Here is a 14,094-nt window from a genome sequence, read left to right as displayed (position 1 = left end):
CCTGTTGCGCAGTGGCGCATATTTTTGCGCGCGCGTGCATTCGTTGTGCAACCGCGCGGCTTTTCGCATGCCTGTCATATGTTGACGGCGGCTTTCTCTGCCGGTGACGGCTTCGTCTCAATCGAAAGTTGAATGCCTGCCAATTGCTGCGTGTGCAGCGCCTGTCGAAAAGGCAGGCGGGATCGAGGCCTGAACGGCAAGAGATACCATTTTTTCAGACACTTATCGCAGAACTGACCCCACGCAGAATGCGGGTGTGTGTGGGGCGTAAGCGATGCCGAAGTTTCGGCCAAGGAAAACAAAACAGGGAAAGCACGCTGCGATCCCGCGGATTCAGGGCAGGCCGGCAAGACCCAGTCCAAAACTCGTGCGCAACAGCCGGCAGGTGGCGGCCGAGATCGGCGAGATCGTGCGCAAGCGCGCCGAGGCGGAAGCCGCGATCGCGGAAGCGCGCAAATCCCATGAGCGGCTGCGCGAGGCGATCGAGATCCTGCCGCAAGGCATCGTGTTTCTCGACGCCGACGGCCGCTACATCCTCTGGAACAAAAAATACGCCGAGATCTACAGCCGCAGCTCCGACCTGTTCGAGCCCGGCGCGCGGCTGGCCGACACCATCCGCATCGGTGTCGAGCGCGGCGACTATCCGGAAGCGATCGGCCGCGAGGAAGAATGGATCGCCGAGCGGCTCACAAGACTCTATCAGCCCGGCGAACGCCACGAGCAGACGCTGGCCGACGGCCGTGTCATCCTGATCGAGGAGCGGCTCACCGAGGATGGCGGCGTCATTGGCCTGCGGGTCGACATCACCGAGCTGAAAGAGCGTGAAGCCTCGTTCCGCCTGCTGTTCGACAGCAACCCCGTTCCGATGATCGTCTGCGCGCTGGATGGCGAACGCATCCTCGGCGTCAACGATGCCGCCGTCGAGCACTACGGCTATAGCCGCGCCGAGTTCGAGAAACTGACCATCCGCGGCCTTCAGGCGTTCGACACCGAACTGCCGTGGACCGGCGACCGCTCCAGCGACGAGCAGGCCGCGCACACCTGGAAGCATGTCCGCGCCGACGGCTCGCTGATCGATCTTGCGATCTATTTCCGCCAGCTCGTTTACGGCGATCAGCCCGCAGTGCTGCTGGCGCTGATGGACATCACCGAACGCAAGCGCGCCGAGGCACGGCTCGCCTTCATGGCCCAGCATGACGGGCTCACCGGTCTGCCAAACCGCAGCCTGTTGCGGCAGCAGATGGACGACATGCTGCTGCACACGCGGCGCAGTTCGGAAAAGCTCGCGGTGCTGGTGCTCGGGCTCGATAATTTCAAGATTGTCAACGACACGCTCGGCCATGGCGTCGGCGACAAGCTGCTGCGTGGCGTGGCAAAGCGCCTGCGCTCGACGCTGCGCGAGGAAGACGCGGTGGCGCGGCTCAACTCCGACGAGTTCGCGATTCTCCAGAGCGGCGTCGTTCGGCCGGAAGATGCCGTGCTGCTGGCAAAGCGCCTGCTGGAGGCGATTGCCGACCCTTATCTGCTCGATGGTCATTCGGTCGTGATCGGCGCCAGCATCGGCATTGCGATGTCGCCCGGCGACGGCGACGAGTCGGAAAAGCTGTTGAAGAGCGCCGACATGGCGCTGTCGCGCGCCAAGACCGATTTCCGCGGCACGTTCTCCTTCTTCGAGGCGGAGATGGATGCGCGGGCGCAGAGCCGCCGCAAGATCGAGATCGACCTGCGCGATGCGATCCAGAACAACCGGCTACAGCCCTATTACCAGCCGCTGGTCGATCTCTCGACCGGCCGCATCACCGGCTTCGAGGCGCTGGTGCGCTGGCCGCATGCGGAGCGCGGCATGGTCTCGCCCGGTGAATTCATTCCGGTCGCGGAAGAGACCGGCCTGATCAATCCGCTCGGCGCCCTGATGCTGCGGCGGGCCTGCGCGGATGCCGCGCAATGGCCGGACGACGTCCGTGTCGCCGTCAATCTGTCGCCGCTGCAATTCCGGGTCGGTAATCTGCTGGCGCAGGTGATGGATGCGCTAAAACAGTCCGGATTGCCGGCGCGGCGGCTCGAGCTCGAGATCACCGAAACGCTGCTGCTGGAAAAGAGCAGCCAGGTGCTGGCGACGCTGCATGCGCTGCGCGCGCTCGGCGTGCGCATCTCGATGGACGATTTCGGCACCGGCTATTCCAGCCTCAGCTATCTGCGCAGTTTTCCGTTCGACAAGATCAAGATCGATCAGTCGTTTGTCCGCGACCTCGGTTCCAACCGCGATGCGCAAGCGATCGTCCGCTCGATCATCAGCCTCGGCAAGGGCCTCGGCGTGACCATCACTGCCGAGGGCGTCGAGAGCGAGGCCGAGCTGAGCTGCCTGCGCACCGAAGGCTGCCACGAGGGCCAGGGATTTCTGTTCAGCCGCGCCCGGCCCAACGCGGAAATCGTCGCGCTGCTGAGCGCACAGCGCGGCGTGGCCGCAGCGATAGAGGCGGCTTAAGCCACCACCGTCATTGCGAGCGAAGCGAAGCAATCCATCGTGCCACGAAGGAAGTGTGGATTGCTTCGTCGCTGTCGCTCCTCGCAATGACGAGGGTGGCTACTTCACGCCAGCGTCCTTCCGCTTCCGCAAATGATACGTCAGCGCCAGCGCCACGCAGTGGCGCAGCTCTGCCTCGGGCAATTTCTCCGCGGCATCCAGCAGGATCGCGCGGTTGCCGCTATAGCTGAGCTTTGGATAAAGCTCGCGAAAGGTCTCGACCAGGTCGGTCTGGCAATGGAAATAGATCGCGTACTGGCCGGGCGAGGTTTTCACCTGGTCGATCCGTATCGTGCTGCCGGCTTTGGTTTCCGGCGTCAGATAGCTCGGCTGGCCCCATTTCAGCGCCTCTTCCAGCGCGCCGACGCCGCTGGTGGATTTGGCGGTAGCGAAGATCAGTTTCCGCAGCGCCTGTAGCTTTGCCTTCACCGATTTTGGATAGGTCTCGAACATGGCATCGACCGCCGCACCCGGCGGCGGCTTGGCCGTGGCCTTGTTCTTTGCTGGCCGCTTCATCGCGTCGTCGGCGGCCCGGCGAGATTGCCCGACAGGATCGCCTTGCCGATCTCCTCGTAATGATTATCGCGGGCCTGGAGCTGCTGGTTGATCGCGTGCATGTCGCGCAGGCGGCGCTCAAAGCCGTTGGCGCGGAACACCGCGGTGGCGCCGGCCATGTGATAGGCGGTGTTCACGATCTCGGTCGATTGATGGATGGTCGAGGTCGCCGCCAGCCGCATCGCGACGCGGTGGGCTTCGGTCAGGGCCGCGCCGCGCGTCAGGTCGTCCCAGACCTCGGCGGCGGTCGCAAACAGATAGGCGCGTGCGCGCCGCAGGCTGGCCTCGGTGCGGCCGATCAGGGCCTGCACCGCGCTGTTCTCTTTCATGGCGGAGAGGCCTTGCGGTGTCTTCTTGCGCGACAGGTCGATCGCGGCATCGAACTGCGCGCGGGCGACGCCAAGCGAAGTCGCGGCAAAGCCCATGCTGTAGATCGTGTTGGTGGGAATTTTGTAGAGTGGTCCTTTCTCGCGCAAGGCGGACGGTTCGTCCCGCAACGCTGCAAATTTTTCGGGAATGAAGAGGTTGTCGACCGAATAGGAGTCGGTGCCGGTGCCGCGCAGCCCGATCACATCCCAGACGTCGTACAGGGTGGCGCTCGACAGCGGAAACAGGATGGTGCGGATTTCCGGCGATCCATCCGGTTTCTTGCGCGGCGTGCCGTCGGCCTCGGTGATGCGCACATGCGCCCCCAGCCAGCTCGCCTGGCGCACGCCCGAGGCAAATTCCCAGCGCGCATTGGCGCGGTAGCCGCCGGGCTCGGTGCGAACGTCGTGGTTGACGGCGCCCCAGGCCAAAATGCCCTGGGCGGTGTTGAAGATTTCATCCGCCGCATCGTGGTCGAGATAGGCCGAGATGACGGCGCAGACGCTGCACTGGCCAAGGCACCAGGCGGTCGACGCATCGGCCTTGGCGATTTCCTCCTGCATCTGCATGAAGGTCGCGAGCGGCGCCTCGGCGCCGCCGAGGCTTTTGGGCAAAAGCGAGCGATACAAGCCGTTTTCGATCAGCGCGGAGACGACGGGTTCCGTCAACCGGCGCGTGCGCTCGATTTCATCGGCTTCCTGTCTGATCAGCGGCGCGAGCGCCCGCGCGCGTTCGACGAGGTCGATTGCGGTAGCCTTGTTCATGCTTCTCCCCGTGCCCTTCTTGATTGCGGAGCATGATCCGGAAAAAGTGTGAAGCGGTTTTCCGAGAAGATCATGCTCAATTAATGTTCGGGCGCGCGGATGGTGGCCCATCCGTCGCGCCCGATCAAGACGCTGAGGAGATTTGATGCAATGCTGCCGATGCCCTATGCGGCGTCGCGCAACCCCGCGAGGAAGCTGTCGACCCGCTCGAACAGCGCGTCGGCATGCTGGCTGAGTTCGCCGGAGGCGGCCAGCACGTCGCCGGCCAGTGCACGGGAGCGGCCGGCAGCGTCGCTGGCGCCGGTTACGTTGACCGTCACTTCGGTTGTGCCCGCCGCGGCCTGCTGCACGCTGCGCGCGATCTCCCGGGTCGCCGAACCTTGCTCCTCGACGGCCGCAGCGATCGTGGTGGCGATGCCGCTGATCTCGCGGATCGTGTCGCTGATGCCGCCGATCGCGGTCACGCAATCGCCGGTGGCGGCCTGAATGGCGCTGACCTGGCCCGCTATCTCCTCCGTCGCCCTGGCAGTCTGGCTGGCGAGTTCCTTGACCTCGGCGGCGACCACGGCGAAGCCGCGGCCGGCTTCGCCCGCGCGTGCAGCTTCGATCGTCGCATTGAGCGCCAGCAGGTTGGTCTGACTCGCGATGGCGTCGATCAGGCGCAGCACGTCGCCGATCTTTTCGGCGGCAGCGGCAAGGCTGGTCACCATCTCGGTGGTCTGGCCGGCCTTGGTGACGGCGCCGTCGGCGACGTTGCTGGAATGCGTGACCTGCCGACCGATCTCGGCAACAGAGGAGGCGAGCTCTTCCGTGGCGGCGGCAACGGTGCTGACGCTGGTGGAGGCTTCCTCGGACGCGGCGGCCGCGGCGGTGGCGCGTTCGGACGTGCCGCTGACGCTTGTGGTGATCTCGCCGGCCACGCGCTGCATGTCCCTCGTTGCCTTTGCCACCGCGCCGACGACGCTTTTCACGTCGGCCTCGAAGCGGTCGGCCATCTGTCGCTGTAGCGCCTTCTTTTCGGCCTCGGTCTGCTGCTTGGCGGCATCCTGCGCGGCGCGCAGCGAATTGGCCTCGATCATGTTGCGGCGGAACACGTCGACGGCGCCGGCCATGGTGCCGAGTTCGTCCTTGCGGTCGCCGCCGGGAATCGCAACGTCGATATCGCCGCTGGACAGGCGGTTCATGACCGCGGTGATCGCCGTCAGCGGGCGCGACATGCCGCGTCCCAGCAGGAAGGCAAGCAGCGCCGCACCGGCCAGAATGCCGATGGTGGCAAGCAGGAGATGAAGCTGCGCCCGCGACGCGGCAGCTTCGTACTCGGTGGTGTCCTTGAGGATCTCGATGACAGCGACCGGCTGGCCGGCGTAGTTTTTCACCTGCCCGACGTAAAGCGCAGCGCCATGGCCGCCGATGGTGGCGTCGCGATTCAACGGCCCACCCTCGAACACACGCTTCAGTTCTTCCGGCGTGGCGGCCACGGCGTCGCCGAAGGTCGAGGACAGCTTTTTGAACTCCTTGCCGTCGTAGGAATGCACGGCAATGTCGATGCCAAAGCGTTGCTTGGCGCGATCGACGAATTCCTTGCCGAAGGCGACGCCGACGTCGGTGTTCGCCAGCGTCTTGCCGTCACGCATGATCGGCGTCATGCCGAAGATGCTGAGCGCTTCCCGGCCGGGTTCAACCCCGACGATCGGTTTGCCGGTCTTGATGGCTTCCACCACCGTCGAGCGGCGGCCGGAGATATCGTCGCCAAACACCTTCGGTGCGTGCACCCGGTAAAACACCTGCGCCGGCGCGGTCTGAAAGGTGATCAGGTTGATGCCTTGCGCCGTCAGCGTTTTCATGGCGCCGCCGAGCAGGCCGGCGAGACCGTCGCGGTCGCCCCTGGCGATGGCATCGCCGACCGGCGGCAGGGCGGCGACGACCGAACTGATGGCGAGCGCGGCGCGTCCTTCATATTCGACGGCAGCCATCACGCTGTCATATTGCAGCTTGAGCTGCTGTTCGAGCGCAAGCCTTGTCAGCGCCCGCTGCTGGAGGATCGAGAACGTCCCGAGGATTCCGCAGGCAACGGCGACGGTGAGCGAAATGGCGAGGATCAGCCGGGCAGCGATCGAGCGAAGCTTGAACATGGAAATTTCCGAAAGACTCCAGGGGACGAAGGCTTTCGGAAACTCGCAATAATTCGTTTAGGAAACGTCTCGACTGCGAACCCGTAATTCTACGTAAGCCGCGATCGAACGGTATCCTATGCCGCTGCCCGTCCCAGATCGAGCGAAGGCTGCGCGGGCTTGCGTTTCGACGGAAAGCTCAGTGCCACCGCCACCGCCGCAAGCCCAATGGCAAACGAGCCGGCATGCAGCCATGTGTATTGATGGAACGTATCGAATACGAGGCCGCCCGCCCATGGTCCCAGCGCCATGCCGAGGCTGGCAAAGGCGGAGACCGCGCCGAACACCGTGCCCATGATCTTTGCACCGAAGAATTCGCGCACCAGCACGGCATAGAGCGGCATCACCCCGCCATAGGCGAGGCCGAATACAACCGACAGCGCATAGAATTCGCCGAGCCGGAACACGGCGAGATACGTCGCGATGCACAGCGCCTGCACGAACAGGCCGCTGACCAGCACGGGCTTTGCGCCGAGGCGATCGGCCAGCGCGCCGAGCATCAGGCGGCCGCCGAGCCCGGAAAAGCCGGCCACGCTGTAGACGGTGACGGCCGTTAGCGGCGCGATGCCGCAGACCATGGCATAGCTCACCATGTGGAAGATCGGGCCGGAATGCGCCGCGCAGCAGGCGAAATGCGCCAGCGCCAGCGTGATGAATTGCGGCGTCTTCAGCGCCTGCGACGCAGTCCATTCGATTTCCGGCGTGCCGCCTGCACTCGCTGCTGCGGTGCCTGCGCTCTGCGGCGGGCGTCGAATCAGGAAGCAGGCGGGAATGAGCAGCGCCCATGCGGCGATGCCGATTACCAACATCGCCGTGCGCCAGTCATAGGCGGTGATCAGCATGCTGGCGGTCGGCGCCACCGTTACCGGCGCCACGCCCATGCCGGCAGAGACCAGCGCGACCGCAAGGCTGCGATGCTTGTCGATCCACGCGCTCGCCAGCGCCATCATCGGCGCATAGAAGCTGCCGGCGGCAATACCGATGAGAACGCCGAAGCTAGCCTGAAACTGCCACAGCTCCTGCGCCTGGCTCGCGGTGACGAGGCCAAGGCCGAGCAGCACGCTGCCGGCCAGCACCACGATGCGCGTGCCGTACTTGTCGGACAGTGTGCCCCAGGCGAAGGCGGCAACGCCCATGAACAGGAAGTCCAGCGTCGCCGCCGCCGACACGCCGGCGGTCGACCAGCCCATGGCTTTCGAAATGGGCTGAAGGAACACCGCGAGCGACAGCATCGTACCGAAGCCGACGCACGTCATCAGCGCGCCCGCCGCGACGATGACCCAGCCATAGTCGAACCGTGAGGTCTTGGTCATGCGTTTCCCCGGCGCTTTTGGTTCTTGCACTTTGCGCCGGGTAAATGGTGACCCATCCAGCAACGTGGGGCAAGGCTAGGACGGGAATGCCTCTCATTCCACTGCGAGCAGGTAAACATCCGATTAGGAGCAAATTAACGACAGAATCGGGGATGTGCGCGGAGGTTTATCCGATGTTGTACTGTATCTGGAGGTTTAGCTTCGTTCTGGAGCACTACTGGATGAACCTCAATACTCATTTGATCGCGGCGGCGCTCAGCGGAGTCATGCTGATTTTCGGCAACGCTTCCGCACTCTTCGCAACCGAAAACACGATTTCGCAAGCTGGCCGTTCTGCATCGCCGCAACCGTCGCGCTTTGCTGCGGTCGGCCCGGACTGCGAGATTGCTCAACCAAATTCCGAGCACCTCTTTGTCGCCGTCGCGGTCGATCATGGCGATGCGTTGACCAATATTCAACTCGACAACCCGGCGATCAAAACGACAATGGTCCGCGTTGTGGTTGATGCGGGCGCCAGGCCGATCACCATATTGTTGCAGTCCGGCGACCCCGTGATTTGGGATTTCGAAGGCGCGGTCGAGCGGATCGCCCGCGCGATCGTCGTGCCGGGTTACCGCAACCGTGTCGCGATGCGAGGTTTGCCGGCGGAACGGGTGGATTTTCTGAAACTGGCCCGTTGTCCGGCACAATCCATACCGCTCAAGAACGATCCCAAGAATGAACGCGACGAGATTCTGCGGGGGTTGTTCGGTCGTCTGCCGGATCGTATGGCGTTTGCGAGCGAACCGAATTCGATCCGTCTGCCGGAACTGAAGGCGGCGGAGGCACCAAAAAGTGCGCCGCGAACCGGACAGACCCAAGCCGAGAAAGACCTGGCCTTATACTATCCGGGCGGCTTCCGTATCGTCGAACCGAACTCACTTCTTTCGCCGGCACAGGTGTTTACGCCGGAGACCTTTCCCAACCAAGCCGGTCTGATCCAACTCGAACGCGCGGGCGCCATCCGGCCGGCGCTCCGCGAGGAAGTCGACCGGTTCGTAGAGGGTTACAGTAAGCAGTTTCGCTCGAAGCTCGACCCGACATATCGGCTTCGCGTGGGCTTCAGCTATGTGGTGTTGCGCGACCTGATGTTTCCGGTGGGGGGTCTTGGTGGTGGTCATGCCAAGAGCTTCCTCGTGCTCCCCGGCGTGCCCGCTCCGCGCGGCAACGCCGGGCACGGATGTCTCGCATTCATGGACGGTTTCCGGGCGGACGAACTCAGTTGCCTGGGGGATGACCGGGAAGCCATTCAGCGTCTGAGGAAATTGCCGGATGACGAGGCGGCAAAGGCTTGCCGGCTCTTCGACGCCCCCGATGATGCGACCGTCGAGGCCGTCTCGATCTATAAGCCTCGGGCCTCGTCGTCGCCGGTGGAAATCCATGTCGGCAAGCGCGGCGCCGTGCTTCTCGTTCTCAATACCTACGAACCCGCCATCTGGCGCATTTCCACAGGTGAAGGCGCGCGAATCGCGGGTATCATTATGACAAGCTATTACCCAGGCAAGGTCGAAGGAATTCCGCCAGACACGCCGGTGATAAATCTCTACTACCGAGGTCGCAACAATCGGCTGCCGGCTGCTTCCGTCTGCGCTCCACTACAGGACTATCTCGGGGCGTACAGTGGCGGGCCGGCGGCGATAGTTCTCGACCGCCAGATCAGTGCCTTGACGGGTAAAAATATCGACAAACTAAGATTCAGTCATGAACTCGACAGCATCGAAATCCGGTGAGTTTCAGCTATCCACCTTCAACGCGGCAATAAAGGCTTCCTGCGGGATGTCGACCTTGCCGAACTGCCGCATCTTCTTCTTGCCTTCCTTCTGCTTCTCCAGAAGTTTGCGTTTGCGCGTGATGTCGCCGCCGTAGCATTTGGCGGTGACGTCCTTGCGCAGCGCGCGCACGGTTTCGCGGGCGATCACCTTGCCGCCGATCGCGGCCTGGATCGGAATCTGGAACATGTGCGGCGGGATCAGTTCCTTCATCTTCTCGACCATGGCGCGGCCACGGCCTTCGGCGCGGGTGCGATGCACCAGCATCGACAGCGCATCGACCGGCTCGCCATTGACGAGTATCTGCATCTTCACGAGGTCTGCCGGCTTGTAGTCGGTGAGGTGATAGTCGAACGAGGCGTAGCCCTTCGACACCGACTTCAGGCGGTCGTAGAAATCGAACACCACTTCGTTGAGCGGCAGATCGTATTTCACCATCGCGCGGCTGCCGACGTAGGTCAGCTCCTTTTGCGAGCCGCGGCGGTCCTGGCAAAGCTTGAGCACGCTGCCGAGATATTCGTCGGGAGTGAGGATGGTGGCCTCGATCCACGGCTCCTCGATCTCGGCGATCTTGACCACGTCGGGCATGTCGACGGGGTTGTGGATCTCGATCTCCTGCCCGTCGGTGAGGTGCATCTTGTAGATCACGCTCGGCGCGGTCGCGATCAGGTTGAGATCGAACTCGCGCGACAGCCGCTCCTGGATGATCTCCAGATGCAACAGGCCGAGGAAGCCGCAGCGGAAGCCGAAGCCGAGCGCGGCGGAAGTTTCCATCTCGTAGGAGAAGCTGGCGTCGTTCAGCCGCAGCTTGCCCATCGCCGCACGCAGCGTCTCGAAATCATTGGCGTCGACCGGGAACAGGCCGCAGAACACCACGGGGATCGCCGGCTTGAAGCCGGGTAACATCTCATGGATCGGCTTCTTGTCGTCGGTGATGGTATCGCCGACGCGGGTGTCGGCCACTTCCTTGATCGCGGCGGTGATGAACCCGATCTCGCCGGGGCCGAGCTCTTCCACTTGCTCCATCTTCGGCGTGAAGAAGCCGACACGTTCGACGTCATAGGCCGCATTGGTGCCCATCATGCGCACGCGCTGGCCCTTCTTCATCACGCCGTCGACGATGCGCACCAGCACGACCACGCCGAGATAGACGTCATACCAGCTGTCGACCAGCAGCGCCTTCAGCGTGGCGTCGCGGTCGCCCTTTGGCGGCGGCAGGCGAGTGACGATCGCCTCCAGCACATCGGGCACGCCGAGTCCCGTCTTGGCGGAGATCATCACCGCATCAGAAGCGTCGATGCCGATCACGTCCTCGATCTGCTGCTTCACCTTCTCCGGCTCGGCGGCGGGCAGATCGACCTTGTTGAGGACCGGGACGATCTCGTGGTTGTTGTCGAGCGCCTGGTAGACGTTGGCCAGCGTCTGCGCTTCCACGCCCTGGCTGGCGTCGACCACCAGCAGGGAACCTTCGCATGCCGCCAGCGAGCGCGAGACTTCGTAGGCGAAGTCGACATGGCCCGGCGTGTCCATCAGGTTGAAGATGTAGTCCTTGCCGTCCTTGGCGCGGTAATGCAGCCGCACCGTCTGCGCCTTGATGGTGATGCCGCGCTCGCGCTCGATATCCATGGAATCGAGCACCTGTTCCTTGCCCGCCATTTCGCGATCGGAAAGGCCGCCGGTCATCTGGATCAGGCGGTCGGCCAGCGTCGATTTGCCATGGTCGATATGGGCGACGATGGAGAAGTTTCGGATGTTGGAAATGGGGGCGGTCGTCATGGGGCGCGGGATAGCATTCGTGTTCCCACCGGGCAACCATTATGGCCGTTTTGAAGGCATTTCTTCACGCCAAGCTGATTCCAAGCATGCGGAAAACGCGCTACGGAAACACGCATGTCGACTGCATCATCCTTGCCCGCCCGTTCGCGCCAAATGAGACGGTTTTCCGTGCGGCAGCTCGCCGCGTGGCTGGCGGCGACGGCCAGCGATCCCAAGGGCAGCCTCTGGCTCGTGATCGGCTTTGCCGTCGCGCATGCCCTGCTGTGGACGGTGATCCTGGTCAACCTCAAGGCCGCGCAGGACGTTCACATGGACGTCGCCGAAGCCTTCGCCTGGGGCCAGAAATTCCAGCTCGGCTATGGCAAGCATCCGCCGCTGTCCGGATGGGTCGCCGGCCTCTGGTTCAAATTGTTCCCGGCGGCGAACTGGGCGACCTATCTGCTCGCGATGACGGTCGTCAGCACCGGCATGGTGATCTCATGGTTCACGGCGCTGCGCGTGGTGGACCGTCGTCGTGCTTTCCTCGTCGTGGTGATGCTCGCGCTCTACCCGATCTTCAATTTCAAGGGTTTCAAGTACAATCCGGACCTGCTCCAGCTCGTGACGCTGCCGCTGGTGGTGCTGGCCTATCTGAACGCGTTCGAAAAATGTGATGCGCGATCCGGCCGTTGGCTCGGCATCGCGGGCGCCGCGGCGCTGATGACCAAATACTGGGTGCTGACCATGATCGGCGCCATCGGGCTCGCCGCGCTGATCCATCCCGACCGATGGCGGTTCCTGAAATCGCCGGCGCCGTGGGCGGCCATTGTGGTGCTCTTCATCCTGATGGTCCCGCATCTGATCTGGCTGAAGCAGGTCGATTTTGTCCCGTTGACCTATGCCGGCGACGTCTATGGCCAACTGACCCGTGCGCAAAACATCCATCTCGTGATCGGCTACATTCTGCATAATGTCGGATTGCTTGCGATCCCGGTGCTGCTGGCGATTCTCGCGTTGGCGTGGAATTCGCGGCGATGGATGTGGCCGGTCGCCGCGGTCGCGCGCAACTGGTCGCGCGGCCCCAACGCCGCTGTCAATTATTCCCAGGCGCTCAATATCTGGCTGATCCAGATCATCGTCGCGGTCGGCCCGCCGCTCGGCGCCCTCGCTTTCATGGTCTACATGAAGACCGATTGGGGGATATCGCTGTTCTTCCTGACGCCGCTGGCGCTGGTGGCGATCCCCGCGCTGCGCGTCCCGGCCCGCGCGCTGTTCAACATCACTGCGATCTGGCTCGTTATCACGCTGCTGATGCTGCCGGCCTCGCGCTGGATCGCCGAGCGCGAGATCGCGCGCAGCCCAAATGGATCGCCAACCCTTAGCGCGCGCTCCGAGCTGGCGCGCGAGCTGACGCAGGCCTGGCGCTCGCGCTTCGGCACGCGCTGGGCGGTGGTCGCCGGCACCACCGAAATGGGCGAGCCGCTCGCCTTCTACAGCCCCGATCATCCGGCGCCGTATACGCCGGGCGAACTCTGGTCGTCGGGCCTCACGTCGCTGGAAGAAGCAAAGCGTCTCGGCTTCATCGGCGTGTGCGATACCACCGACGGGCGGCTGCCGACTTGCGAAGCCTGGATGAAGGAGAACGGCGGCAAGGATCTCGAGCAACTGACGATCACCACGCAGCGCTTTTTCCAGGGCCATCCCGGCCCCGCCATTACCTGGAAGGTCTTTATCGTGCCGCCGGCGAAGTGATTGCCGTACCATCAAACAAAGAACAATTGGGGGAAACATGGATCTCGATCTCACCGGCAAGCGCGCGCTTGTCACCGGCTCGACGCGCGGCATTGGCCTGGCGACCGCGATGGGGCTTGCGCAGATGGGCGCGGAGGTCATCGTCAACGGCCGCCAGCAGGCGGCCGTCGATGAAGCCATTGCAAAGATCAAACAGTCATCGCCTTCGGCCACGCTGCACGGAGCGGTGCTCGATCTCGGCGGCGCCGAGGGCTGTGCGCGCCTGACCGCGCAATTCCCCGACGTCGATATCCTCGTCAACAATCTCGGCATCTACGAGCCCAAGACGTTCTTCGAGATCGAGGATGCGGATTGGGCCAGGATGTTCGAGGTCAATGTGATGAGCGGCGTTCGCCTGACGCGGCATTACCTGAAGCGGATGCTGGACAACAAGGACTGGGGCCGCGTCGTCTTCATCTCCAGCGAATCCGGCATCTACGTGCCAAAGGAGATGGTGCATTACGGTTTTTCCAAAGCCGCCCAGCTCTACATCGCGCGCGGCGCGGCCGAGCAGACCAGGGGCACCAACATCACCGTCAACTCGGTGCTGCCCGGCCCGACCTGGGTCGAGATGGCGCCGACGCGGCTTGCCGCGCGCGCGAAAGCCGCAGGCACGACGGTCGACGACCTCGTCACGCGCACCTTTACCGAGCGTCGTCCGGCCTCGCTGCTACAGCGCTACGCCCAGCCGGAGGAAGTGGCAAACCTGATCTGCTACCTCTGCTCAAAAGCCGCCAGCGCCACCAACGGCGCGGCGCTGCGGGTGGACGGTGGCATCGTGACGAATCCGTTTTAGGAGGACGCTCACCTCTCCCCGCTTGCGGCAGGGCTATCGCATATGAGCGAGGACTCGATGAGGCGACTTCGTTGTGGCCATCCTTCGAGACGCCCGCCTTTGGCGGGCTCCTCAGGATGAGGTCTTGTTTCGTGGCAAAATCCTAGAACCCTCATGGTGAGGAGCGCCGCCTGCGGCGCGTCTCGAACCATGAAGGCCGGGCTCGCTCACACGCTCAATGGGCCATATGCGATAGCCCTGCCGCTCGCGGG

At 63.6% G+C, this 14,094-nt stretch carries 9 protein-coding genes; 4 read left to right on the top strand and 5 right to left on the bottom strand.

Annotated features, from left to right (window positions below):
• Positions 1-274: 274 nt before the first annotated feature.
• Positions 275-2,485 carry a putative bifunctional diguanylate cyclase/phosphodiesterase gene (locus JQ628_RS24185; protein WP_212226014.1) on the top strand — a complete coding sequence of 737 codons (2,211 nt, stop codon included), beginning with the start codon at positions 275-277 and terminating at the stop codon, positions 2,483-2,485.
• Positions 2,486-2,584: 99 nt separating this feature from the next.
• Here the strand turns inward: JQ628_RS24185 and JQ628_RS24180 are convergent, their stop codons facing one another.
• From JQ628_RS24180 to JQ628_RS24165, 4 genes are all read right to left on the bottom strand, one after another.
• Positions 2,585-3,040 (bottom strand): DUF1801 domain-containing protein, encoded by a 456-nt coding sequence (locus JQ628_RS24180; RefSeq protein ID WP_212226011.1) that lies wholly within the window; start codon positions 3,038-3,040, stop codon positions 2,585-2,587.
• The gene (locus JQ628_RS24175) at positions 3,037-4,209 is read right to left on the bottom strand and encodes an acyl-CoA dehydrogenase family protein (protein WP_212226009.1); all 1,173 of its coding nucleotides are present in this window, start codon (positions 4,207-4,209) and stop codon (positions 3,037-3,039) included. Before JQ628_RS24175 ends, JQ628_RS24180 begins: the two co-directional genes overlap by 4 nt.
• 164 nt (positions 4,210-4,373) lie before the next feature.
• Complete coding sequence (locus JQ628_RS24170; RefSeq protein WP_212226006.1) at positions 4,374-6,341, bottom strand: methyl-accepting chemotaxis protein; 1,968 nt, start codon at positions 6,339-6,341, stop codon at positions 4,374-4,376.
• A gap of 116 nt (positions 6,342-6,457) precedes the next feature.
• Positions 6,458-7,693, bottom strand: a complete 1,236-nt coding sequence (locus JQ628_RS24165) for an MFS transporter (RefSeq protein ID WP_212226003.1) — start codon at positions 7,691-7,693, stop codon at positions 6,458-6,460.
• Positions 7,694-7,914: 221 nt separating this feature from the next.
• Between JQ628_RS24165 and JQ628_RS24160 the strand changes: the two genes are divergently transcribed.
• The gene (locus JQ628_RS24160) at positions 7,915-9,462 is read left to right on the top strand and encodes a hypothetical protein (protein WP_212226001.1); all 1,548 of its coding nucleotides are present in this window, start codon (positions 7,915-7,917) and stop codon (positions 9,460-9,462) included.
• A 3-nt stretch (positions 9,463-9,465) separates the two neighbouring features.
• Here the strand turns inward: JQ628_RS24160 and lepA are convergent, their stop codons facing one another.
• The gene (lepA, locus tag JQ628_RS24155) at positions 9,466-11,277 is read right to left on the bottom strand and encodes a translation elongation factor 4 (RefSeq protein ID WP_212225998.1); all 1,812 of its coding nucleotides are present in this window, start codon (positions 11,275-11,277) and stop codon (positions 9,466-9,468) included.
• 114 nt (positions 11,278-11,391) lie between these two features.
• Between lepA and JQ628_RS24150 the strand changes: the two genes are divergently transcribed.
• Positions 11,392-13,008 (top strand): glycosyltransferase family 39 protein, encoded by a 1,617-nt coding sequence (locus JQ628_RS24150; RefSeq protein WP_212225983.1) that lies wholly within the window; start codon positions 11,392-11,394, stop codon positions 13,006-13,008.
• A gap of 37 nt (positions 13,009-13,045) precedes the next feature.
• Complete coding sequence (locus JQ628_RS24145; RefSeq protein WP_212225981.1) at positions 13,046-13,843, top strand: SDR family NAD(P)-dependent oxidoreductase; 798 nt, start codon at positions 13,046-13,048, stop codon at positions 13,841-13,843.
• The last annotated feature ends 251 nt before the right edge of the window (positions 13,844-14,094 follow it).

This window comes from Bradyrhizobium lablabi, assembly GCF_018129385.1.
GTDB classification, from domain to species: domain Bacteria; phylum Pseudomonadota; class Alphaproteobacteria; order Rhizobiales; family Xanthobacteraceae; genus Bradyrhizobium; species Bradyrhizobium lablabi_C.
This window is presented reverse-complemented; position numbering and strand designations above follow the sequence as displayed.

Coding starts and splice junctions, on each gene's coding strand:
- JQ628_RS24160 (WP_212226001.1), top strand. CDS start 7,915: ATGAACCTCAATACTCATTTGATCGCGGCGGCGCTCAGCGGAGTCATG.
- JQ628_RS24150 (WP_212225983.1), top strand. CDS start 11,392: ATGTCGACTGCATCATCCTTGCCCGCCCGTTCGCGCCAAATGAGACGG.
- JQ628_RS24165 (WP_212226003.1), bottom strand. CDS start 7,693: ATGACCAAGACCTCACGGTTCGACTATGGCTGGGTCATCGTCGCGGCG.
- lepA (WP_212225998.1), bottom strand. CDS start 11,277: ATGACGACCGCCCCCATTTCCAACATCCGAAACTTCTCCATCGTCGCC.
- JQ628_RS24175 (WP_212226009.1), bottom strand. CDS start 4,209: ATGAACAAGGCTACCGCAATCGACCTCGTCGAACGCGCGCGGGCGCTC.
- JQ628_RS24145 (WP_212225981.1), top strand. CDS start 13,046: ATGGATCTCGATCTCACCGGCAAGCGCGCGCTTGTCACCGGCTCGACG.
- JQ628_RS24180 (WP_212226011.1), bottom strand. CDS start 3,040: ATGAAGCGGCCAGCAAAGAACAAGGCCACGGCCAAGCCGCCGCCGGGT.
- JQ628_RS24185 (WP_212226014.1), top strand. CDS start 275: ATGCCGAAGTTTCGGCCAAGGAAAACAAAACAGGGAAAGCACGCTGCG.
- JQ628_RS24170 (WP_212226006.1), bottom strand. CDS start 6,341: ATGTTCAAGCTTCGCTCGATCGCTGCCCGGCTGATCCTCGCCATTTCG.